This window comes from Cellvibrio sp., assembly GCF_039207905.1.
Lineage (GTDB): Bacteria > Pseudomonadota > Gammaproteobacteria > Pseudomonadales > Cellvibrionaceae > Cellvibrio.
Window position 1 is genome coordinate 120,894 of sequence record NZ_JBCECX010000010.1, and the last position, 23,164, is coordinate 144,057.

Here is a 23,164-nt window from a genome sequence, read left to right on the forward strand (position 1 = left end):
TTAATAAAGAGTGAATTAATTACTCAAGCGCTGCTCACGCAAAGTTCCAATAACCGCCTCAAGTGCACGATCAAACAACATTCCGTCATCCAAAATAGTCAGACGTTTGGTTTGCAATGCGATCGCCAAACTTTCACGACTTTCTTCCGCGACCTTCATTCCGGAACGGTTAACAAAGATATATTTTCCTACCGAGCGGATAATGGCCGCTAAACGACAGCGATATTTTTCACCCGCCTCGCCCTGCATTTCAAACCAGGTACCTTGGGTAATATTATTTACCAGCGCCAAATGTTGCGGATCAGCCTTAAGAGTTTCACTAATCGGCGCTTCAACAACTTGAGTTTCGTCCAGCAGCTCAACTACATCTGATACTTCCAATACAGCGTCAGCTGACACAACTTCAACATGCTCAGTTGTCAGGACACCCGCCGGCGCCACTTCAACAACTTCACTTATTTCCGCTACCACCTCAACAATAGGAGCATCGTTTTCAACAACGATATCTATCGCTTGGGTTTTGGCTTGTTCTGCTGTGTTTGCAGCTTGTTGCGCGCGGGCTTGGGCTTCTGCCATAGCTGCTTTCATGCTTGCATTTTTAGCAGCTAAGGCAGCAGCTTTTGCTTCCAGGTCGACAGCAGATACAGATGGAGCTTCAACTTGTGGTTTTGCTTCACCACGCAAACGCGCCAAATGTACCGTTTCCAATTGTTTAAACAAATTGGTCGTTTCAAATGGGCTGAAAGAAATACTTTCCAAACCTGTGCGCAACTTCTGCAACAGCTCTGGCACTAACTTTAACAAAGCCTGACGATTATCTTTATCCATCGGGGCCGTAACACTCCACACCAACTGCTGTGCAGTGATGGAGCAATTACGCCATTCATCACTCTCCACACCTTGTTTGAGCGAAGTAATAAACATCACATTTGCCCAAGCTTCACGCAGCAATTTGGTTACTGCCAAAGGCAACTCTTTACCGACACAAATACGACTTAACTCAGTATCCACTTGCGCACGAGCACGTTCAGATTTGGCTTTACCGTCCTCAGCATCAATGGTGCGCTGCTCAAGAATTTGTGCGCGGCGTTTTTCTTTATCGAGGAATGAACGGAAATCCACGAGCAGCCGTTCAAAGATGCTCATGTCAGTATCGAATTCGGTCAGAATCGAACGCACAGTCTCTTCCATTTTATTAAAGAGACTGTCTTTACGTTGATTTTCTTCACTGGACTCTTGCCAGCCCAAACACGCCATCGCCATTTCATTTAATAAGCGACGTGCAGGATGTCCGCCTTTGCTAAAGAAAGTTTTATCGGCGATCGCCACTTTAACCATTGGAATTTGCAAGCGCCCGATCAATGCTTTCATTGGTGCCGCGAGATTACGGTCATCCAAAATAAACTCAAACATCATGCTCACGAGGTTAATAACGTCGTCATCAACCTGATTAATCGCAGCTGCAGTTTGAGTTTCGTTATGCAACAACTCGCCTAATAAACTACGCAAATTAACTGGCGCAGCTACTGAAGAAGTAGTACTGATAGTGTTTTGCTGTTGGGCCATCGACAGGATTTTTATCAAATCCTGTGTGGTAATTTCCTCGCCCGGCAACTGCACTCTAGGTGCACTGCGGTTAGCGCCTAACAAATCACGTAACTGATGCAGAACTTGATTGGTTTGGTCGTCATAACTTTGTACCAAACCGCCAGTTTCAGCACCGGCTTTCTGCGCACCTAATCCATATTGCGCACTAATTCCCTGACCAAAGTGATCTGCCGTCGACGCAGTAGATGAAGGCTTTTTCGCACGCACATCCTGCTTCAATGACGGAAGGATATTGGCATCAATCAAGGTTTGATTGAGCACATCAAACAGCTTACCCAGCTTGGTCATTACAATGTTGTCGAACAACTTGAACAACACTAATTTTGCCTTCACATCCACATTCAGCGTTTTAGTGGCATCGGTAAATGCATTGCAAATGACATCCACGCCAAGTGGATTATTTTTCTGGTAAACCTTGGTGGGCACTAAATGATCAATACGAAGGGTCAGGTGTTGAATTGGTTCGGCAAACAGCTCATTGGCTTTATTCACCATGCCATCAACTGCAACCATTTCTTCCAGCTCGTCATTCTTCACTAACGATAAATCATCAAGCGATACGGATTTATCACCAGCCTGCTTTTCGTCACGATAAGCACTTGGATCAAGTAATTGAGCGAAACTGATATCAATAGTACGGAAAAATGAGGTTTCCATGGCGCGGCGACGGATACGCACTTCACGCATGGAATCAAAAAAGATGTTCTGGTCGTGGTTATTATTGGCTTTGTCCGCCAACTCAAACATGGCATCATCAACTTTATCGAACAACTCACGCAGAAATAGCTGCAATTGCTGCCGCGCCTTATCACGCAGGGTATGCATAGCAGCAGGCAAACGTGCCAATGCAACTTGCGAATTAGCGACGGAATTGCGCTCTACATTCAATTGAACGACCTTTTTGGGGTCAGATTTCATATGTTCGGTCATGGTTGATTACCATTGGTGAAAACTTGCGTAATTGAAGTATAACCAAGGGTGAGACACCTTAAGTAATCAAATGATAGGTTCGAGAGACATATCACAAAAGGCTATAACCAATACACCATCTTATGGTTTTTTAAGTATATTTTGGAATTAGACGAAGACTATAACGCCAAAACAACCCACTTTTAACCTCATAATGTTTAATTATTCGACATCTGACATGAATACCTTATATAGCAAGAACCTGCCAACCTTGGCACAAGATATAACCAAATCCGTATCGCTGGCACTGGCCGAAGACATAGATTCAGGTGACATTACCGCTCAGCTTATCCCGGCAGAACAGACTGCCGAAGCCACCATTATCACGCGGGAAAATTGCATTTTTTGTGGCAAAGCCTGGGTAAAGGAAGTATTTCGCCAACTCGATCCTCAAGTACAAATCATCTGGCATGTAGAAGACGGACAAGAAGCGGCAGCCAACAGCACACTATTCACTCTGAAAGGCAGCGCCCGCAGTCTGCTAACCGGTGAACGTACCGCATTAAACTTTGTGCAAACGCTTTCCGGTACGGCAACCATCAGTCGCCACTATGCCTCACAAGTTGCGCACACAAAGGTGAAATTACTCGACACCCGCAAAACTATCCCTGGCCTGCGCACAGCCCAGAAATACGCGGTTGCGTGCGGTGGCTGCCATAATCACCGCATTGGTTTGTACGATGCATTCCTGATCAAAGAAAATCACATCGCGGCTAGCGGTGGAATTGCCAAGGCGGTTGCAGCAGCACGAATTATTGCGTCCGGAAAACCAGTTGAGGTGGAGGTGGAGACCTTTGCTGAGTTTGACCAAGCCCTGGAAGCCAAAGCCGATATCATCATGCTGGATAATTTTAGTATCAATGACATGAAACAGGCGGTAGCCATTAATGCCGGACGCGCAAAGCTAGAAGCATCAGGAAACATTAATGAACAAACACTAGCTCGAACTGCTGAGACAGGCGTTGATTTTATTTCTATTGGAGGGCTGACTAAGCATTGTCAGGCGATAGATTTGTCGATGCGTCTAAACTCCTTTTTTTAGCTAAAACATCCACCAATCAATTATTATGACACTCACTCCGCGAAAACCCAGGAGCATCAAATTAAATGAATAAAAGAGTCACAAACAGACAAAAAAATTTCAAATACTATCGAAGCAACACACCATAATTACACGAAAGTTCACTTTACACGAAGTTACACAGAGAACAGCAAAACAAATATATAGCTCATATACTCAAAATTACTAATGCCAAGGATTCAATTCTACAATAGCAATTACACTTGCTGATTTTTTATTGATTAAAACAGTCATAGCTCTTGCTGGGGCCATCATCGGCACAAATCCATCCGCTTCTGGCCACCGAGCCAAAACCTCATTAACTTGATGATGATCATTAAACTCAGACAAGATAGCCAAGGGTCGAACTTGATTTTTAAGCTGATCCGCAACATCCTGAAGAGGTAGATACAAATCCGGGCGCTGAGGCAAATCTATCCCGAGACTCACCGCTTCTGTTAATAAAGCATAACGCGCAGCACTATCCGCTGGCGGACGCGCAGCAACCCAAACTGGCCCAAGAAAACTAAGCTGGCGATAATTCACTGAAGCCCGTTCACGATATGGATTCTGCAGCTCGTACGCTCTCACAATATCGAAGCGATCCTTGTTAAACACTAACCACACAGGCCTACCTTCAGCAACCACAACAAAACCATATATAAAAGCGCTAATCTGCAAAAAAGCAACAAAGCTTAAGTCAAACACCAACCCTTTTTTACCTTTTTTAGCCAATAAAAGTGTAAGCAACGGCCCTAATGTTACATCAACCCCCAACAGCAGCAGCACTACAGATGAAACACCTATCGCAGTGTGTAAAGGTGATGGATACCAGATAAAAAAAATCACCGCTAAAGCAGAGCCAGCTAACACCAATGAGACCAAAAAATGCAAAAAAAATGCACGAAGTCTAAAGGCCATAAAACCTCTTACAATTTGCCATTAAAGAATCACTTATAACAATTTTGATAAATAAAAAAGGGCGTTAAAAAACGCCCTTTTTTATTTATCAATTAATTTATTAACGACATTCAGCTGGAAGATACTTAGGAATGATGGTAGTTTGATCGTCATTGGAATCTGGCTTACATACCCAATCAATTGTGCCAGTTGAGTTGGTATCGCTAATTACGGCACCATTAATTTTCGGCTGAAAAGCCAACACGTTCTCGCCACCGAGCTGAGCCATTCCCAATGTCAGCAAAATAGTTCCATCATCTGCAATTTCAGCAGCTGTAATGCGATCAGTTTTAATGTTATCCTGATCGTTTTCAATCTCAGTTGCATAATCTGCAACACCAGACATACCTCTATTAGCAAACAACTCAGTAACTCCAATCTTGAGAGAGCTTGCTGATACCAAACCTTCAGAAACTTGAGCACGCACGGTGTAATCTTGATATGCAGGCAATGCAACTGCAGCCAAAATACCGATAATTGCAACTACGATCATCAATTCGATCAGGGTAAAACCTTTTTGGATAGCTTTTTTCATAATAGGACTCCGGTAGGATTAGTAATAAGCAAACAACACTCAAAGTTGGTTTTGCAAGTGGTATGCCAAAAACATTGAATTGTATCTAATCGCTGTCAATACCTACATTAATGGGAAAATTGCTGCCCCGTTCAAAGCTCAGCCCCCCATTCACATCCCGAAAAGCGACAACAACTGACATTTTTTGTCACGTGGGATTTAATTTCCGAGCAATAGATCCCCCTAATCCAACGATTTTCTAGCAAGCTGCTAAAGTTGTTGTACTATTGTCGTCAATCATTTCTTTTAACCAAATCAAAAACATTACTGGCACAAACCAATGAATAACCCCAATCCAGTATCGCTTAATGGCCTGGCACGTCGCCTCGTTGCAGATAACATTCTAGATGGAGCCTTGGCTGCAAAGTCGGTTGCGCAAGCAAAAAAAGACAAGGTTCCGTTTGCCCACCACTTGGTTGCCAATGGCATTTTGGATGCACGCACTCTTGCACGAATAGCATCTGAAGAGTTCGGTTCCCCGGTATTTGATCTGGATGCACTTAATAAAGATACGATTCCGCAAAAACTAGTGGATGACAAGCTAATCCGCAAACACCACACCCTCCCCATCGCTCGTCGCGGCAATCGTCTATTTCTAGCTGTAACCGATCCAACAGATCTGCACGCATTAGATGAAATTAAATTTAATACCGGCATCAACACAGAAGCTGTATTAGTTGAGGCTGACAAACTACAGATTGCTATTGATAAGTATCTGAACTCGCAGGAAGAATCGCTGGGAGATGCACTTGGCGGGCTTGATGAAGACTTCAATGATTTAGATGTGCAATCTGTTGGTGATGCTGCTGCAAGCGAAGATACACCGAGCGAAGCTGATGAAGCCCCTATCGTTAAGTACATCAATAAAGTGCTGCTGGATGCAATTAAAGGAGGAGCATCCGATATTCACTTTGAGCCATATGAAAAAACTTATCGAATCCGCTTCCGCACTGATGGAGTTCTTCATGAAGTTTCTCGTCCACCAGTAAACCTTGCATTTCGTATGGCGGCCCGCCTGAAAGTGATGTCACAGATGGACATCTCAGAGCGCCGCATGCCGCAAGATGGACGTATTAAGTTAAAGGTTTCTAAAACGAGAGCGATCGATTTCCGTGTAAATACGCTTCCAACTCTATTTGGAGAAAAGATAGTTCTGCGTATTCTTGACCCCAGCTCCGCAAAACTGGGGATTGATGCATTAGGTTACGAAGATATTCAGAAAAAGTTATACATGGATGCACTTGCCCAATCCCAAGGGATGATTTTGGTAACGGGCCCCACTGGTAGCGGTAAAACCGTGTCACTTTATACAGGCCTAAATATTCTAAATACCTCAGAGGTAAATATTTCCACAGCAGAAGATCCAGTGGAAATTAACCTTGAGGGGATTAATCAGGTGCAGATGAACTCACGTGTTGGCCTCACCTTTGCGGAAGCACTTCGCTCCTTCTTACGTCAAGACCCAGACGTTATTATGGTGGGTGAGATTCGTGACCTCGAAACAGCTGAGATAGCCATCAAGGCATCACAAACCGGTCACTTGGTTTTATCAACATTACATACCAACTCTGCACCTGAAACATTAACCCGTCTTTTAAATATGGGAGTCCCAGCTTTTAACGTAGCCACCAGTGTGAGCCTGATTATCGCCCAACGGTTAGCACGCCGACTGTGTAGTGTATGTAAAAAGCCAGCAACAGATATTCCTGCAGACATACTTACAGAAGAAGGATTTAATGATATTGGAATTCCCAGAGAGGAATTCCAACTCTTTCATCCAGGTGGATGTGAAAAGTGCAATGGTGGTTATAAGGGGCGCGTAGGCGTATATGAAGTAGTTCGCATCACACCTTTAATTGCCAACCTTATAATGGAGGGGGGTAATTCGTTGCAAATCGCACGAGCTGCCAATGAAGCAGGCTTTAATAACTTAAGAATCTCCGCATTGCGTAAAGTCGCGATGGGATTAACCAGCCTTGAAGAGGCCAACCGAGTCACCAAGGATTAACCCATGGCATTAGCATCCACCACAAAATCAGCTACAACAAAGTCTAAACCAGCCGCAGCCAAATCGAAGCAGGTGCCCACAACCAATACTTATGCATATAAAGGTGTCGATAAAAAGGGCAATAAAATCCAAGGCGAAATGAATGGTGGTAGCCCTACTATTGTTAAAACGCTTCTTGCAAAACAAGGCATTACTGTTAGGTCGGTATCAAAAAAAGGCAAGCCTATTTTTGGCTCTAGCGGAAAAGCTATTAAACCAGCTGATATTGCTGTTTTTTCTCGCCAAATGGCAACAATGATGAAAGCGGGAGTTCCTCTAGTACAAGCTTTCGATATAGTTGCAGATGGGCTTGAAAATCCGAATCTTCGCAAAATGGTTCTACAAATACGCGATAGCGTTGCAGCGGGGGGTGGTTTCGCCAACTCATTAAAAGAACACCCAAAATACTTTGATGAACTGTTTTGTAGTTTGGTTGATGCAGGGGAGCAATCCGGCGCCTTAGAAACAATGCTCGATAGAATTGCAACCTATAAGGAAAAAACAGAAGCACTGAAAGCAAAAATTAAAAAAGCAATGACGTATCCTATTGCGGTAGTAGTAGTTGCCATTGTAGTTACCGGGATTCTATTGGTAAAAGTAGTTCCTCAGTTCGCAGAGACTTTTAGTAGCTTTGGAGCGAACTTACCCGCATTTACATTATTCGTACTTGGACTATCTGAACTAGCCCAAGAGTATTGGTTTATTATTTTAGTAGCAATTGCAGGAGGTGTATTTGCTTTCAGGGAAGCAATTAAAAGATCGCCAGCGCTGGCATATGCCAAAGACAAATATATATTAAAGGTACCAATTATTGGTCAAATCATTTATTTATCCGTAATGGCAAGATTTGCCAGAACCTTAGCCACAACGTTTGCTGCTGGCGTACCGCTTATTGATGCACTTACATCTGTAGCAGGTGCAGCAGGCAATAAAGTTTATACTGAGGCAATTATTAAAGTGCGCGAGGATGTATCCACAGGTATACAGCTGAATACCGCACTCAAATCAAAAACTATTTTCCCAACCTTGCTTGTCCAAATGTCAGCGATTGGTGAAGAGTCAGGTGCATTAGATGCAATGCTTGATAAAGTTGCAGTTTACTATGAAGAGGCCGTTGATAACATGGTGGACAGCCTTACATCATTACTTGAACCAATGATTATGTCTGTGCTCGGAATTTTAGTTGGCGGCCTAATGATCGCAATGTATCTTCCAATATTCCAATTAGGTCAGGTTGTATAAGCGTGGATTTTATTTCGGCCCTACAAACTTATCCTTCATTTTGCTTCACAGTTACTTTAATTTTGGGACTGCTTGTTGGCAGCTTTCTAAATGTAGTTATCTATCGACTTCCAAAAATGATGGAACGCGATTGGCAGGAACAATGCCGTGATTTTCTAAACAGCGATGAAAGCATAACCCGTCTCCCCCCTAATGACTCAAAGCAGGAACCATTTAACTTAATGGTTCCTGCTTCAACTTGCCCTCATTGCGGACATAAAATCAGGCCATGGGAAAATATTCCTGTTGCGAGTTATTTATTTCTCAGGGGTAAATGCTCAAGTTGCAAATCCGGTATATCCCTCCGCTATCCAATTATTGAATTAGTAACAGGCTTATTGTCTGTTGCCGTTATTTATTATGTGGGCATTAATTGGAATGGTTTAGCTGCGCTTGTTTTTACCTGGTCATTAATTGCGTTGACCATGATTGATTTCGACACCTATTTACTGCCCGATGACATCACCCTTCCATTGTTATGGCTGGGCTTGATAGTGAATAGTTTTAGTGGGTTTACCGATTTACCCAGCGCGCTTTGGGGGGCGATAGCGGGCTATCTGTCTCTTTGGTCGGTGTACAAATTATTTAAGCTCATCACCGGCAAAGAGGGCATGGGTTACGGTGACTTCAAATTACTTGCTGCGCTCGGTGCGTGGATGGGCTGGCAAATGTTGCCGCAGATTATTTTGCTGTCTTCACTTGTCGGGGCGGTAATTGGCATTTCCATGATCGTGATTCGCGGTCGCGATAAGAACATCCCTATTCCGTTCGGCCCTTATCTTGCAATTGCGGGCTGGATAGCATTTGTATGGGGTGATGTAATTAATCAAAGCTATTTAAAGCTGTTTATTGGCAGCTAACCAGATGGAAACAACGAAACTAATCGTTGGACTCACTGGCGGAATCGGCAGTGGTAAATCGGTGGTTTGTAGTCGCTTTGCAAACCTTGGTATTTTTGTGGTTGATGCAGATATTGTCGCTCGCCAGGTTGTTGAGCCAGGATGTGCAGCGCTGCAGCAAATCCAAAGCCATTTTGGTAAAGATATACTGGAGCAAAATGGAGCCTTAAACCGCAGCAAGCTCCGCGATATTATTTTTAGCCAACCCACAGAAAAAGAATGGCTAGAATCGCTTTTACACCCAATCATAAATCTTGAGATTCGCCGACAGTTATCGCAAGCAGAAAGTGCTTACACAATTTTGGCCTCCCCGCTCCTACTTGAAACAAAACAATTCCAACTTGTTGATCGTATCTTGGTTATAGATACGAGCGAGCAACTACAAATAGAACGGGCCAGTAATCGCGACGGCAAGAATGAAGCGCAAATAATCTCTATAATGCGAACTCAACTTTCAAGACAAGATCGCTGCGCTCGCGCCAACGACATCATTCAAAATCATGGTGATATTAGTGAGCTAGATGAGCAGGTCGAAAAACTGCATCAGCTTTATCTTGAACTCGCAGACTCCATGAAACAATCAAAGCAGTAACAAGTTATGCAAAACTCATCATCAGCTCCAGAGTTAACTACCCTCAAACTTACTTGTCCGACCTGCAAGAAAATAGTGCTGTGGAATGACGAATTTCCGCATCGACCTTTTTGTAGCGACCGCTGCAGACTAATTGATTTGGGAGATTGGGCAAACGAAAGTCACCGTATTGCAGGAGACAATTTAGATATCAATTCTGAAGACGAAGAAAATCGCTAACCAGATTAGCTTTTAAAAAACTAAACCTCTACCACCAAGCGCTAATACCTGCGACACCTTGGGCACCACAACGTTGGGCAATTTGAATCTGCTCCTCACCTACCCCACCCAATGCATAAACCGGCACATTGGCCAACTCAACTAATTTGGAAAATGAATTCCACCCAAGCGGAGCAGCATGCGGGTGAGAGGTGGTGGGCAAAACAGGTGAAAGGAGTAAATAATCTGCACCAATCTTCTGTGCGTGAACAATCTCTTCAGCAGTGTGACATGAGACCCCAAATAAAACTCCGCGATCAACTGGACGCGAATCAATTTGAGCAGCGTTTAAGCTATTTAGATGCAGCCCCACTCTGAAATTTGGATAAATTTCACCGATCTGAATAAATTGAGCGGGAGAACAATTAATAACGACATCTGCGGATGATCCATTCACAGCGGAGAACAGGATATCAAGAAGCCCCTGATGCAAAGTCAAATCAAAGTTATCAACACGCAACTGCACCAAACGAACACCAGCATTTAGTGCGCCCGTTAATCGCTCGGAAAAATCAGAATGACTCTGAAAACCACCAGTAATTAAATATCTAGAAGGCAAACTGATAGCTGCAATAATGGGGCGGTTCGCAGCAGGAAATTCGAATTTATGTAGATCCCTCACCTCAACCCACTGCACTGGCTGCCCCTCATTACCACAAGGTTCACCGGAAAATTGAGTGATTTTATGGACATCAAGTAACACAGATTTGTCGGGGTAATGATGGCGAATCTGGATCAGAGGTTCGCTTGCGAGCACTTCAATTGCAAGCTCTTCTCGCAACTCACGTACTAACGCCTGTTGAATCGTTTCATTAGCATCCACTTTACCGCCAGGAAACTCCCACAAGCCACCTTGATGTGTATCAAGCGGACGCTTGGCGATAAAAATTTTGCCGTCGTTATCCATAATGACGCCGACGGTAACATGAACTAATTTAGCCACGATATAGAATGGAAATTAAGAGCGATAATCAGCATTGATACGGACATACTCGTACGACAAGTCAGTAGTCCATACCGTTTCCGCAACATCACCGCGACCAAGATTAATATTAATTGCAATCTCAGCCTGACTCATTACCGCTTGACCTTGCTCTTCTGTGTAGGTTTTTGCGCGGCCGCCATGCTCAACAATTAATGTTTCATTCAAATGAACACGTACTTTTGTAGCATCCAGATCAGGCACCCCGGCATAACCAATCGCCGCAACAATTCGCCCCCAATTTGGATCTGAAGCAAAGAGTGCAGTTTTGATTAAGGGTGAGTGGGCAACAGCGTAAGCCACATCAAGGCACTCATCGCGGTTAGCACCGCCACTAACAGCCACAGTTACAAATTTAGTAGCGCCTTCGCCATCACTCACAATACTTTTAGCGAGATGCACATGGGCTGCAAAAATAACCTCACGTAATTTCTCATACAAGTCGCCGCTTGCTGAGCTAACTTCTGGCAAATCTACTTGCCCCGTTGCGATTAAAATACATGAGTCGTTTGTGGATGTATCACCGTCAATGGTGATTCGATTGAAAGATTTATCTGCAGCTTCGCGCGATAAATGTTGCAACACATCCCGAGCAACTTTTGCGTCGGTAGCGATGTAACCCAACATGGTCGCCATATTAGGTTTGATCATACCAGCACCCTTGGAGATGCCATTAACGGTGATGGTTTTGCCTTGATATTCAAATTGTTGGCTAAAACCTTTAGCGCGAGTATCAGTAGTCATAATGCCCGCACCAGCATCATCCCATCCGTTTTCATTAACCTTTGCTAATGCTTCAGGAATAACAGCAACAATCTTTTGCACAGGCAATGGCTCACCGATGACGCCAGTGGAAAATGGCAACACCTGCTCTGGCTTTACACCTTTTAATTCTGCAATTGCCGCACAGGTAGCTTTTGCATCCAACAACCCTTGATCACCTGTGCATGCGTTGGCATTGCCAGAGTTGATTAGCAAGAAACGAATAGGCGCTGCTGCGAGATGCTCTTTACATACAGTTACTGGTGCAGCACAGAATGCATTTTTGGTAAAAACACCAGCAACATTACTACCTTCAGCCAGCTCAAAAAGAACCAGATCGCGGCGGCCGACTTTTTTAATGCCCGCACTCACTGCAGTTAATTTCACACCTTTTACAGGGTGCATATGCGGAAAAGGATAATCACCAACAGCCATAATTTAAATCTCAATATATTCCCAAACTAAATTTGCCATCCCAAGAGTAAATACAAAACTTACTCTAACGCGCCATGACAACTTTTATATTTCTTGCCAGAACCGCAAGGGCATGGATCATTACGACCAATTTTACGTCCCTCACGCACAACAGGTGATTGCGAACGCGGAGCTGCTTGAGGCTGCTCTTCTGGTTGTCCCATAGCGGACAACTCATCGTGGCGTAATTGCATTTTCTGACGTGCCAACTCTTCGCGACGCTGATTTTCCATCTCTTCCATTTGCTCACGCGAAACAGGCTCAACACGTGCGATCAAATGCACAGTCTCACGCTTAACAGTAAGCAATAAGCTTTGGAATAATTCGAAGGCTTCACGCTTGTATTCTTGTTTTGGATTTTTCTGTGCGTATGAACGCAGGTTAATTCCCTGACGCAAATGATCCATAGTTGCCAAGTGGTCTTTCCACGCATTGTCCAATACTTGCAACATCACTTGCTTTTCAATCTCAAGCATTATGTCGCCAACACGCTCGCACTTAGCATCATATGCACCTTGAATTTCAGTGAGGATACGCTCACGCAGAGTTTCCTCATGCAAACGGGTATCTTCTTCCAGCCATTTAGCTAGCGGTAAACGCAAACCAAAATCCGATTCAATTTGTTTTTCCAATCCTGGAACATCCCACTGATCTTCAATTGAATTAGGTGGAATAAACCCGTTAATCAAATCTTCAACAACTTCTACACGAACGGCAGTTACCGTTTCTCTAATCGAATCAGCATCAAGCAGCTCATTCCGTTGATGATAGATAATTTGACGCTGGTCATTTGAAACATCGTCAAACTCAAGCAGTTGTTTACGAATATCAAAGTTGCGCCCTTCAACTTTACGCTGTGCTTTTTCGATAGCATTATTAACCATGCGATGCTCAATTGCTTCGCCCTTTTCCATCCCCAGCGCCTGCATAAAATTACGCACACGTTCGGAGGCAAAAATACGCATCAAATTATCTTCTAATGATAAATAGAAGCGAGTTAACCCAGGGTCACCTTGACGACCCGCACGGCCGCGTAACTGGTTATCAATACGACGAGATTCGTGGCGCTCAGTACCGATGATATGCAACCCGCCCGCTGCCAATACAGCTTCATGACGAACTTTCCATTCCGCTTTAATCGTTTGGATTTGCTCTTCTGTCGGATTTTCGAGCTTGGCAACATCCGATTCCCAACGACCACCCAATACGATATCGGTACCACGGCCCGCCATATTGGTTGCAATTGTCACGGCTGCCGGACGCCCGGCTTGCGCAATAATTTCCGCTTCTTGCACGTGGAACTTAGCATTCAAAACCTGATGCTTAATGCCTGCTTTTGTAAGGCGTCGCGACATTTCTTCCGAGGTTTCAATCGATGCAGTACCTACCAGAATAGGAGCATTCTTTGCCTGAAATAATTTAATGTCTTCAACAATTGCCAAGTATTTTTCTTCCAAAGATAAAAATACTTTGTCGTTCATATCCAAACGCTGGATGGTTTTATTGGTAGGGATTACCACCACATCCAACTTATAAATTTCACGGAATTCGTAAGCTTCCGTATCGGCTGTACCAGTCATACCGGACAGAGTTGGATACAAACGGAAGTAGTTTTGGAAAGTAGTTGATGCAAGAGTTTGGCTCTCACTTTGGATTGCAACACCTTCTTTCGCTTCGATTGCTTGATGAAGACCTTCAGACAATCGACGACCTGGCATGGTACGACCAGTGTGCTCATCGATTAATACGACCTGCCCCTCTTGCACAATGTATTCAACATCAAGATGGAACAATGCATGTGCGCGCAACGCGGAATTAACATGATGCAGAAGAGAAAGATTGTTGGCGGCATAAAGGTTTTGATCTGGCTGCAACAACCCCGCCTGAATCAATAAGTCCTCTACGGTTTGATGACCATCTTCAGTTAATTCAACCTGACGCGATTTTTCATCAACAGTGAAATGGCCGGGCTCTGAAATTACGCGACGATCACCGTCTTCACCGTTATCAATTTGGCGTTTCAGTTTTAACACCAATTGATTAACGCGTTTGTACATTTCTGCACTATTTTCTGTCGCACCAGAAATAATAAGTGGAGTACGCGCTTCATCGATAAGGATCGAATCCACTTCATCGATTACCGCAAAATTTAAATCGCGCTGAACTTTATCGCGCTTACTCAGCGCCATGTTATCGCGCAGATAATCAAAACCATATTCGTTGTTGGTGCCGTAAGTTACGTCAGCAGCATAGGCTGCACGCTTTACCGCCTGAGGTTGCATCGACTGGATTACGCCCACAGTCATGCCCAAAAATTCATACAGTGGCATCATCCAATTCGCATCGCGACTTGCAAGATAATCATTCACTGTTACAACGTGTACACCCTTGCCAGCCAAGGCGTGAAGATAGCTTGGCAAAGTAGATACCAGCGTTTTACCTTCACCAGTGCGCATTTCTGCAATACGGCCTTCGTGAAGGGTCATACCACCGATCATTTGCACATCAAAATGGCGCATTCCCAACACGCGGCGGCCTGCCTCACGCACGGTAGCAAACGCTTCCGGCAATAATTGGTCGAGGGTCTCACCTTTTTGATAGCGCTCACGGAACTCGATTGTTTTTGCTTTAAGTTGCTCATCTGTGAGCTTTTGCATTTCTGGCTCAAGTGCATTAATCCGTAGCACCGCCTTATTCATGCGCTTTAATTCGCGTTCATTTTTTGAGCCAAAAACTGCCTTAATTAACTTACCGATCATTTTTATATACCGTAAAATCCAATAACTGAATAAATTTTGCGCAGCAAACACAGGCGAAAAAGCCTAAATATACCCGAAGGCAAGGCTGGCAAGTAAATAGGAAGGTGCCGACTAAAGCAAGTGTGAAATCTGCTGTCAGCTTAAGATGTGAACTTAGCGGTTGGTGCGGCGAATGTAGCTTGCTGGGTCAACTACGCGACCGTTTTTATAAACTTCAAAGTGAACATGAGGAGCAGTTGATCTTCCAGTCGATCCCGACAGGGCAATCACCTGACCTTTTTTTACAACCTCACCTGCTTTTACAAGGTTAGATGTATTGTGTGCATAACGGGTAACCAATCCATCGCCATGCTTGATCTCGACCATATTGCCATATTCAGGATGGCGACCAGACCAATTAACGATCCCTGCGGCAACAGTACTGACTTTACTACCCTGACGGGCGGTGAAATCAATACCAGAGTGAAATTCAGTTTTACCAGTGAACGGATCTTTTCGATAGCCGTAGTGTGAAGAAACCCATGCGTTGGCAACCGGAGCGCCAGAGACAAGAGTTTCGAGCTGCAAGCTACGATTATTTAATAATGCATCAATAGTATTTAGTTGCTGTTCACGGCTATCGACTTGATTTGATAGCTGATCCACAGCAGCGAAGAAATCGGGGGTGGCATAGACAGTATCAGGGCTTGCTTTAGATGGTCCGCCAAGCGCAGGAACCTGACTAAAATCGAACTCACCCTGTTCTAAATTTGCTGCTGAAGTAAGCTTTTCACCCAAGGCATCAAGGCGCATCAGTCGAGCTTGAAGCTCACCCATCTTGCTGGTTAGCGCTGCAATTTGCGCCTCAGAGGCTTCGCGCTCTTGTTCAATTTCAGTTTCACGGGCGGACAGAATATCCATCCAAGCTTTGGAGTCGGTATCAAAGAAACCATCACGCTGGTCTGATACCAACCAGCTGTAACCCCATGCGCCAACAAAAGTGGGAATTCCCAACAGACACACAGACAGGAACGCGCGAGTCCACCCGCCAAGGGTAAAACTACGAGCCTGCGCATGATCTTTGTTGACGATAATAATCTTCATTCAGAAATCTACTTTTTTATGGTTAAAAAAACCGTTCTCTTCGGATTAATCCGATGGGATTTTAGATAAAAATTTCGACTTTCAGAGCGCGACTTAACATCCTGCCAAGACGCATGTAGACATCCATTGCAAACGCTTTCTGGTTATTGAAACACTATATAAAAGCGTTACAAAACAATCAGTTACAAAAATTTCACAAGGGAAATTTTACAGTGCGGAGATTCCTTGCATAGCACCCAAACGGGTACATGCCCGAAATATCGCACAGATAGGAAGGTTTTAACAAGTAGAAATTTAGGCAGCGTTCACAAAACGAACACTGCGGCAAATAAAGGTCACGCGGCAGCGATAGGTTTGATGTAAGTAATAGGCAACTCCTGACTTTCCTCAAAAGTGACGATTTCCCATGCATCAGGTTGCTCAAGTAACTGACGCAAAACACGATTATTAAGCGAGTGACCTGACTTATGTGCGCGATATTCACAGATCAAACTATTGCCCAGCATGTACAGATCGCCGATGGCATCCAACACTTTGTGCTTCACAAACTCGTCTTCAAAACGCAGGCCATCCTCGTTAAGAATCCGGTATTGATCCACCACAATCGCATTATCCATGCTGCCACCGCGCGCTAAACCTTTGGAGCGCAGATACTCAATTTCGTGCATAAAACCAAAAGTGCGCGCACGACTAATATCCTTCACAAAGGTTGAACTGGAGAACTCCAGCTCCGTTTGTGGACGTCGATCTTTAAACACAGGATGATCAAACTCGATGGAAAACGACACTTTGAAGCCATCAAAAGGGATAAAACTGGCGAATTTGTCGCCATCCCTCAGAGTTACCTCTTTTTTAATGCGGACGAATTTTTTGGGCGCATCTTGTTCCTGGACACCGGCAGATTGAATCAAAAACACAAAGGGACCGGCGCTGCCATCCATGATCGGAATTTCAGGCGCATTTAACTCGACAATCGCATTATCAATACCTAAACCAGCCATAGCCGACATCAAATGCTCAACCGTAGAAACACGGACGTCGTCTTTGATCAGGCAGGTAGAAAGCGTCGTTTCACCTACATTTTTAGCAGTCGCTTTAATCTCGACCGGTGGGTTCAAATCCACCCGCCGAAACACTATGCCGCTATCCACTGGCGCAGGCAAAAGGGTTAGGTGAATCTGATCACCTGTGTGCAACCCCACACCAGAAGTGCGTATCGCGTTTTTAAGCGTTCGCTGTTTGATCATTTCAATACCCCTTACTAGTCCAACCGCGTGGCTGTGTTCAGCAATCTAAAAACAAACATCTGTTCAACACAGTTGCTTATCACACATACCGTACAAGTATTACGGCCTGATTTTCATGGGCATGTTACCAATCGGAGGGGGTGCCAACCAGTTGAAACTGGCAATCCCCCCTATAGCAAAGAACCTATTAACAAAGGCGATATAACAGAATCTATCAATCAGCCTGACGACGCAGGAATGCTGGAATATCCAGATATTCCAATTCCTTATCACCCAAAGGTGCAGCCAAGGCCGCAGCATTCGATGAATGCGCATTCGCGCGCAGGTGCGCAGGACGATCAAGCGCAGCGTAGTCCACCGGTGCAGCAGCGCGACGAGCAGTGTTATCAACCACTACTTTAGTTGGCGCAGGCTTGGTTTCTTTTACTGGAGCAATCATCTTCTCGACCACGCCCAGACCAGTAGCAACCACAGTTACACGCAATTCGTTGGTCAACTCTGGATCAATTACTGTACCCACTACAACAGTCGCATCACCTGAAGCGAACTCTTCAATGATGCTACCTACTTCAGAGTATTCCCCCAGAGACAAATCAATACCAGCAGTGATGTTAACCAGAATACCGCGCGCACCTTGCAGATTTACATCTTCCAGCAGCGGACTGCGGATTGCAGCTTCAGCAGCTTCACGAGCACGATTCTCACCAGTAGCGCGACCAGTCCCCATCATCGCCATACCCATTTCTGACATAACCGTTCTTACGTCAGCAAAGTCCACGTTGATCATACCTGGACGGATAATCAGATCAGCGATACCTTGTACTGCACCGAGCAACACGTTGTTTGCCGCTTTGAATGCGTCAAGCAAGCTGGTTGATTTTCCCAGTACCGACAACAATTTTTCGTTCGGAATTGTAATCAGCGAGTCAACACGCTCGCCCAATTCCTTGATACCTGCATCCGCAATTACCATGCGCTTTTTGCCTTCGAAAGGAAACGGCTTGGTCACTACCGCAACAGTCAGAATGCCAAGATCGCGCGCGACTTCAGCAACAACCGGAGCTGCACCAGTACCGGTACCACCACCCATACCTGCGGCAATGAATACCATATCGGCGCCGCGCAACACTTCTGCGATACGCTCGCGATCTTCCATCGCCGCTTGACGACCGATTTCAGGATTCGCTCCAGCACCCAGACCTTTAGTCATGGAATTGCCGAGCTGCAACACTGTGCGCGCATCAATATCTTTCAATGCTTGCGAGTCGGTGTTAGCGCAAATAAATTCTACGCCCTCAATTTTGCTTGCGATCATGTGCTTGACTGCGTTACCGCCGCCACCGCCTACACCGATCACTTTAATTACCGCGTTTTGATGAATGCTATCAACTAGTTCAAACATGGCCACACCCCTTTTGTTTCCCTTGACTCAATCTGTGAAATTTAATTTGGTTAGAAGTTGCTTTGGAATATTTTTTTGATTTTGCTAAAAATAGAACCTTGCGACTCTTTGGTTGTAGTTGATGAGCGACTACTACCTTGTTGTTGTTTCATGGCGTAAATCAATAAACCTACACCAGTCGAATAAATCGGGTTATTCACTATGTCAGACAGGCCGCGAATGTTCTGTGGGGCACCGAGCCTTACCGGCATGTGGAAAATTTCCTCCGCCAACTCGATAACACCTTCCATTTTGGAAGTACCGCCCGTTAACACTATCCCTGCTGCAATTAAATCTTCATAACCACTGCGGCGAAGCTCCGCCTGAATTAATGTAAATAATTCGTCGTAACGCGGCTCGACAACTTCCGCAAGCGCCTGACGAGACAAGTCACGCGGCTGGCGATCGCCAACACTTGGCACTTTGATGGTTTCATCCGGGCTGGTTAATTTCGCCAGCGCACAGGCATATTTGATTTTAATTTCTTCTGCATTCGGTGTCGGAGTACGCAATGCCATGGCGATATCATTGGTCACTTGATCGCCTGCAATCGGAATCACACCGGTATGGCGAATCGCGCCATCTTTAAAAATCGCGATATCTGTTGTACCACCACCGATATCCACAACACACACACCCAACTCTTTCTCATCATCGGTCAACACCGAATAACTCGAAGCCAACTGCTCTAGAATGATGTCTTCTACTTCCAGACCACAGCGACGGATACATTTTTCGATGTTCTGTGCAGCATTTACCGCACAAGTAACCAAATGCACTTTTGCTTCAAGACGCACACCCGACATTCCCAATGGCTCTTTTACGCCGTCCTGGTCATCGATCAAAAATTCTTGCGGCAAAATGTGCAGGATTTTCTGATCTGCCGGAATCGCTACCGCTTGTGCAGCATCAATTACCCGTTCCAAATCCTGGGAAAAAACTTCGCGGTCGCGAATCGCCACAATACCGTGAGAGTTCAAACTGCGAATATGGCTGCCCGCGATACCGGCATAGACAGAATGAATCTGGCAACCGGCCATCAATTCAGCTTCTTCTACCGCGCGCTGAATCGATAAAACAGTCGACTCGATATTTACCACTACGCCTTTTTTCAAACCATTGGAACGATGCGAGCCAATCCCGACAATTTCCAACTGACCTTCTGGCGTAATAGCACCAACGATAGCCACAACCTTGGATGTGCCTATATCCAGGCCTACAATCATTTTGTTGTCGCTAGCGTTTGCCATTCAATAAACCTCATTTGCCAGTTGTGAGCCAATCATGCAGTAACTGGCGAATTTCCAAATCAATTTAGCTGTGGTGCAGTTCGTGGAGCAGGAACCGGAACACTCGTTTTCGTTTGGCCCTTAATGTATTTTTTTGCCATTTCCGAGTCAGTTACCCAACGCACCGCCACTCCGTTGGTATACCTCACATCAATCGCTTTTACATCCATCCAAACATTACTTAAATGCGTGTCGTATACAGTAACAAATCTACGTATTTTTTCCATCACTTGATCGCGTCCAAGTGCGATTTCTACGTGATTTTTTATCGTTAATCGCCATGATTTTTTGTTATCGCACTTTAACGCGATAACTTCCAACCCACGCGAGCGCAAAATCTGGGATAAATCCTGATATTGCTGCAAAATTTCTGGCGCATCTGCTTCACTTCCTTGCAACCATGGCAAGCCTGAAAGCTTACTTGCCTCTTCAACGCGAACGATTTCTCCACGCTGATTTAAAAATCCGTCACCCCAACGAGCAATCGGTTTTTGCTCGGTAATTTTGACCACTAAGGTATCGGGCCAACGGCGATTCAGAGTCACTTTTTCCACCCAGGGATCACTGAGCAATGCATTTTTAAGTTGCATCAGATCCAGCTGCAAAAAATCACCATCAATTTCATCGCTGATCAGTTCGGTAGCGCGCTGTTTGGTAATTAAATTGAAGTCGCCTTCCACAACAACGCTTTTTATCGGCCGCTCAAACACTTTGGCAACGGGTCCGCTTACCCAATAAAGCCCAAACGCCAAAGCAATCACAAAAAGCACCGCACCTAATTTGCGATTAACCCAGGAAAAATTCCACGATTGCCAAAAAAGCTTTCCCGTTTTTGCAGCTTGCTTTCGCTCACCACCACTTCGGCGTCCTTGAGGCGATATTTTCGCGTAACCCCGTTCACGTTTTGCAGATACATCCTGCCGGGCAATAGGTAAATCTGGTGCAACATAACGCGATGAAGGATTTTCCAATAACACATCCCGCACAACACGCGTTTCAGCAGCTGACTCTTTACGACTTTCACGTTCAGCTTCGGCAGCCCGCGCGCGACGCGCGGCTTTTGCTGCTTCCGCATTTGCGCGCTCAGAACCAATGCTGGGTTCGATGCGCTCTCCCTTCATATCACGCATGTTGAATACACATCATGATTTACGCTTTTACCGCGAGACTTGCTTGCAAAATCGTAAGCACCAATTCTGCAAATGAAAGCCCTACCGCCTCTGCTGCCATAGGCACCAGACTATGACCTGTCATCCCCGGAGCAGTATTCACTTCCAGCAAATAAAAATTTTGCTGTGCATCGGACATTACATCGACGCGTCCCCAACCACGACAACCAACGGTATTAAATGCGTTAAGGGCCAGTGTTTTTAGTTCCTGTTCTTTTTCAAGCGATAAACCACAGGGGCAAATGTAGCGAGTATCATCAGCGAGGTATTTCGCATTGAAATCATAAAAGCTGTGGTTGGTTTCCAATTTGATGGGAGGCAAGGCCTCACCATCAACAATCGCGATAGTGTATTCAGCACCCACGATCAACCGCTCAACCAAAACACTGCCTTGGTATTGCGCCGCCGTTTGAAATGCAGCTTCAAGTGCAGCAGCATTATTTACTCGCGACATGCCGATGCTTGAACCTTCATTCGCCGGCTTTACCATTACCTCGCCACCAAGTGTTTCCAACACTTTGGCAAAATCAGATCCATGACCAAGCACCGCGAATTCCGGCGTAGGCAAACCTTGTTGGCCATTTATATCCACACCACGCCACAATTGTTTGGTGCGCAATTTGTCCATTGCCAAGGCAGAAGATGCAACATCGCTTCCGGTATAAGGGATATTTAAAAACTCCAGCAGCGCTTGCATGCGGCCATCTTCACCGCCAGGACCGTGCAGGATGAGAAATGCACGATCAATTTTTGCTGCTTGAATATCTGCAATGATGTTGTCGCCTACATCAATTGCCACATGATCAACTCCAGCTTCTTCTAATGCCGCAATTACAGCAGCACCACTTTGCAGGGAAATTTCGCGCTCAGCCGATAGACCACCATAGAGCACACCCACGCGCCCCAATTGTTTTTTCAATGTTTCACTGATCGGCAGTGTTACTGCTTGCATCACTTATTAACCTCTAACGCAATTGTCGTTTTGCTAATTCAGGGGAAAGAACACCCACATTACCCGCGCCTTGCGTAATGACGATATCACCCGCGCGCACTATGTCTTTTACAATGGTTGGAACGCCGTCGACTGTCTCGACAAAAATGGGCTCGATCACACCACGCGCACGAATACTGCGGCAAAGATGACGACTGTCTGCACCGGGAATAGAATCCTCACCTGCGCTGTACACTTCCAACATAATTAATGCATCTGCAGTTGAAAGTACTTCTACAAAGTCCTCATACAAATCACGCGTACGGGTGTATCTGTGCGGTTGATAAATCATGACTAAACGGCGATCCGGCCATCCGTCACGCACCGCTTTAATAACGGCAGCGACCTCGCGCGGGTGATGACCGTAATCATCAACCAACATGGCCTCTCCATCACCTACTGGAAAATTGCCATACACTTGAAAGCGACGACCAACGCCCTGGAAATTTTCCAAACCGGATTGGATAGCCTCATCACTAATGCCTTCATCTGTTGCAACTGCAATTACCGCTGTTGCATTCAATACATTGTGAATGCCAGGAATATTGATACGGATATGTAATGGCTTGTCGTGACCAGGACGGATCACATCAAATTCAGAATGCATTTTGTCTTGCTTGATGTTCACAGCTCTGAAGTCGCAATGATCGGAAAAGCCATAAGTCAGAATTGGACGAGCCACTTCCGGAATAATGTCGCGAATCACCGGATCTTCACCG

At 45.1% G+C, this 23,164-nt stretch carries 19 protein-coding genes; 6 read left to right on the top strand and 13 right to left on the bottom strand.

From position 1 onward, the window contains the following. Positions 1-15: 15 nt before the first annotated feature. On the bottom strand, positions 16-2,538 hold the full coding sequence (locus AAGC78_RS08105; protein ID WP_435783558.1) for a DUF1631 domain-containing protein: 2,523 nt from the start codon (positions 2,536-2,538) through the stop codon (positions 16-18). Between the two features lie 217 nt (positions 2,539-2,755). Here AAGC78_RS08105 and nadC point away from each other — a divergent pair, with 217 nt between their 5' ends. Continuing rightward, positions 2,756-3,619 (top strand): carboxylating nicotinate-nucleotide diphosphorylase, encoded by an 864-nt coding sequence (gene nadC, locus AAGC78_RS08110; protein WP_435783559.1) that lies wholly within the window; start codon positions 2,756-2,758, stop codon positions 3,617-3,619. A gap of 204 nt (positions 3,620-3,823) precedes the next feature. On the opposite strand, the gene tfpZ is transcribed toward nadC, so the two are convergent. Both tfpZ and AAGC78_RS08120 read right to left on the bottom strand, forming a co-directional pair. Then, entirely contained in the window at positions 3,824-4,558 is a 735-nt protein-coding gene (gene tfpZ / locus AAGC78_RS08115; protein ID WP_435783560.1) for a TfpX/TfpZ family type IV pilin accessory protein, read from the bottom strand. Between the two features lie 100 nt (positions 4,559-4,658). Next, complete coding sequence (locus AAGC78_RS08120) at positions 4,659-5,132, bottom strand: pilin (protein ID WP_435783561.1); 474 nt, start codon at positions 5,130-5,132, stop codon at positions 4,659-4,661. A 319-nt stretch (positions 5,133-5,451) separates the two neighbouring features. On the opposite strand from AAGC78_RS08120, the gene pilB reads away from it, so the two are divergent. The 5 genes from pilB to yacG are packed head-to-tail and all read left to right on the top strand — an operon-like array spanning position 5,452 to position 10,209. Then, on the top strand, positions 5,452-7,179 hold the full coding sequence (gene pilB, locus AAGC78_RS08125) for a type IV-A pilus assembly ATPase PilB (RefSeq protein WP_435783562.1): 1,728 nt from the start codon (positions 5,452-5,454) through the stop codon (positions 7,177-7,179). A gap of 3 nt (positions 7,180-7,182) precedes the next feature. Next, the gene (locus tag AAGC78_RS08130; protein WP_435783563.1) at positions 7,183-8,460 is read left to right on the top strand and encodes a type II secretion system F family protein; all 1,278 of its coding nucleotides are present in this window, start codon (positions 7,183-7,185) and stop codon (positions 8,458-8,460) included. A 2-nt stretch (positions 8,461-8,462) separates the two neighbouring features. Then, the gene (locus AAGC78_RS08135; RefSeq protein WP_435783564.1) at positions 8,463-9,359 is read left to right on the top strand and encodes a prepilin peptidase; all 897 of its coding nucleotides are present in this window, start codon (positions 8,463-8,465) and stop codon (positions 9,357-9,359) included. A gap of 4 nt (positions 9,360-9,363) precedes the next feature. Then, complete coding sequence (gene coaE / locus AAGC78_RS08140; RefSeq protein WP_435783565.1) at positions 9,364-9,990, top strand: dephospho-CoA kinase; 627 nt, start codon at positions 9,364-9,366, stop codon at positions 9,988-9,990. A gap of 6 nt (positions 9,991-9,996) precedes the next feature. Then, positions 9,997-10,209 carry a DNA gyrase inhibitor YacG gene (gene yacG / locus AAGC78_RS08145; protein ID WP_435783566.1) on the top strand — a complete coding sequence of 71 codons (213 nt, stop codon included), beginning with the start codon at positions 9,997-9,999 and terminating at the stop codon, positions 10,207-10,209. A gap of 28 nt (positions 10,210-10,237) precedes the next feature. Here the strand turns inward: yacG and AAGC78_RS08150 are convergent, their stop codons facing one another. The 10 genes from AAGC78_RS08150 to AAGC78_RS08195 all read right to left on the bottom strand — a co-directional run. After that, positions 10,238-11,191, bottom strand: coding sequence for a Nudix family hydrolase (locus tag AAGC78_RS08150; RefSeq protein ID WP_435783567.1), 954 nt, complete (start codon positions 11,189-11,191; stop codon positions 10,238-10,240). 15 nt (positions 11,192-11,206) lie between these two features. After that, positions 11,207-12,427 carry a bifunctional glutamate N-acetyltransferase/amino-acid acetyltransferase ArgJ gene (gene argJ, locus AAGC78_RS08155; RefSeq protein ID WP_435783568.1) on the bottom strand — a complete coding sequence of 407 codons (1,221 nt, stop codon included), beginning with the start codon at positions 12,425-12,427 and terminating at the stop codon, positions 11,207-11,209. Positions 12,428-12,486: 59 nt separating this feature from the next. After that, on the bottom strand, positions 12,487-15,225 hold the full coding sequence (gene secA, locus AAGC78_RS08160; RefSeq protein WP_435783569.1) for a preprotein translocase subunit SecA: 2,739 nt from the start codon (positions 15,223-15,225) through the stop codon (positions 12,487-12,489). 153 nt (positions 15,226-15,378) lie between these two features. Beyond that, positions 15,379-16,308 carry a M23 family metallopeptidase gene (locus tag AAGC78_RS08165; RefSeq protein WP_435783570.1) on the bottom strand — a complete coding sequence of 310 codons (930 nt, stop codon included), beginning with the start codon at positions 16,306-16,308 and terminating at the stop codon, positions 15,379-15,381. A 335-nt stretch (positions 16,309-16,643) separates the two neighbouring features. After that, on the bottom strand, positions 16,644-17,555 hold the full coding sequence (lpxC, locus tag AAGC78_RS08170) for a UDP-3-O-acyl-N-acetylglucosamine deacetylase (RefSeq protein WP_435783571.1): 912 nt from the start codon (positions 17,553-17,555) through the stop codon (positions 16,644-16,646). Between the two features lie 214 nt (positions 17,556-17,769). Continuing rightward, positions 17,770-18,957 carry a cell division protein FtsZ gene (ftsZ, locus tag AAGC78_RS08175; RefSeq protein ID WP_435783572.1) on the bottom strand — a complete coding sequence of 396 codons (1,188 nt, stop codon included), beginning with the start codon at positions 18,955-18,957 and terminating at the stop codon, positions 17,770-17,772. Between the two features lie 50 nt (positions 18,958-19,007). Then, complete coding sequence (gene ftsA / locus AAGC78_RS08180) at positions 19,008-20,246, bottom strand: cell division protein FtsA (RefSeq protein WP_435783573.1); 1,239 nt, start codon at positions 20,244-20,246, stop codon at positions 19,008-19,010. Between the two features lie 59 nt (positions 20,247-20,305). Next, positions 20,306-21,415, bottom strand: coding sequence for a cell division protein FtsQ/DivIB (locus tag AAGC78_RS08185; RefSeq protein ID WP_435783574.1), 1,110 nt, complete (start codon positions 21,413-21,415; stop codon positions 20,306-20,308). A gap of 19 nt (positions 21,416-21,434) precedes the next feature. Continuing rightward, the gene (locus tag AAGC78_RS08190; protein ID WP_435783575.1) at positions 21,435-22,406 is read right to left on the bottom strand and encodes a D-alanine--D-alanine ligase; all 972 of its coding nucleotides are present in this window, start codon (positions 22,404-22,406) and stop codon (positions 21,435-21,437) included. Between the two features lie 13 nt (positions 22,407-22,419). Then, the coding region (locus AAGC78_RS08195) for a glutamate ligase domain-containing protein (protein ID WP_435783576.1) at positions 22,420-23,164 on the bottom strand (745 nt) is incomplete at its 5' end.

What these genes read in the sequence shown, in the direction of transcription:
- AAGC78_RS08190 (WP_435783575.1), bottom strand. Translation starts at nt 22,406, where the DNA reads ATGCAAGCAGTAACACTGCCGATCAGTGAAACATTGAAAAAACAATTG.
- ftsZ (WP_435783572.1), bottom strand. Translation starts at nt 18,957, where the DNA reads ATGTTTGAACTAGTTGATAGCATTCATCAAAACGCGGTAATTAAAGTG.
- coaE (WP_435783565.1), top strand. Translation starts at nt 9,364, where the DNA reads ATGGAAACAACGAAACTAATCGTTGGACTCACTGGCGGAATCGGCAGT.
- argJ (WP_435783568.1), bottom strand. Translation starts at nt 12,427, where the DNA reads ATGGCTGTTGGTGATTATCCTTTTCCGCATATGCACCCTGTAAAAGGT.
- ftsA (WP_435783573.1), bottom strand. Translation starts at nt 20,246, where the DNA reads ATGGCAAACGCTAGCGACAACAAAATGATTGTAGGCCTGGATATAGGC.
- secA (WP_435783569.1), bottom strand. Translation starts at nt 15,225, where the DNA reads ATGATCGGTAAGTTAATTAAGGCAGTTTTTGGCTCAAAAAATGAACGC.
- tfpZ (WP_435783560.1), bottom strand. Translation starts at nt 4,558, where the DNA reads ATGGCCTTTAGACTTCGTGCATTTTTTTTGCATTTTTTGGTCTCATTG.
- pilB (WP_435783562.1), top strand. Translation starts at nt 5,452, where the DNA reads ATGAATAACCCCAATCCAGTATCGCTTAATGGCCTGGCACGTCGCCTC.
- AAGC78_RS08120 (WP_435783561.1), bottom strand. Translation starts at nt 5,132, where the DNA reads ATGAAAAAAGCTATCCAAAAAGGTTTTACCCTGATCGAATTGATGATC.
- yacG (WP_435783566.1), top strand. Translation starts at nt 9,997, where the DNA reads ATGCAAAACTCATCATCAGCTCCAGAGTTAACTACCCTCAAACTTACT.
- lpxC (WP_435783571.1), bottom strand. Translation starts at nt 17,555, where the DNA reads ATGATCAAACAGCGAACGCTTAAAAACGCGATACGCACTTCTGGTGTG.
- AAGC78_RS08105 (WP_435783558.1), bottom strand. Translation starts at nt 2,538, where the DNA reads ATGACCGAACATATGAAATCTGACCCCAAAAAGGTCGTTCAATTGAAT.
- AAGC78_RS08165 (WP_435783570.1), bottom strand. Translation starts at nt 16,308, where the DNA reads ATGAAGATTATTATCGTCAACAAAGATCATGCGCAGGCTCGTAGTTTT.
- AAGC78_RS08130 (WP_435783563.1), top strand. Translation starts at nt 7,183, where the DNA reads ATGGCATTAGCATCCACCACAAAATCAGCTACAACAAAGTCTAAACCA.
- AAGC78_RS08185 (WP_435783574.1), bottom strand. Translation starts at nt 21,415, where the DNA reads ATGCGTGATATGAAGGGAGAGCGCATCGAACCCAGCATTGGTTCTGAG.
- nadC (WP_435783559.1), top strand. Translation starts at nt 2,756, where the DNA reads ATGAATACCTTATATAGCAAGAACCTGCCAACCTTGGCACAAGATATA.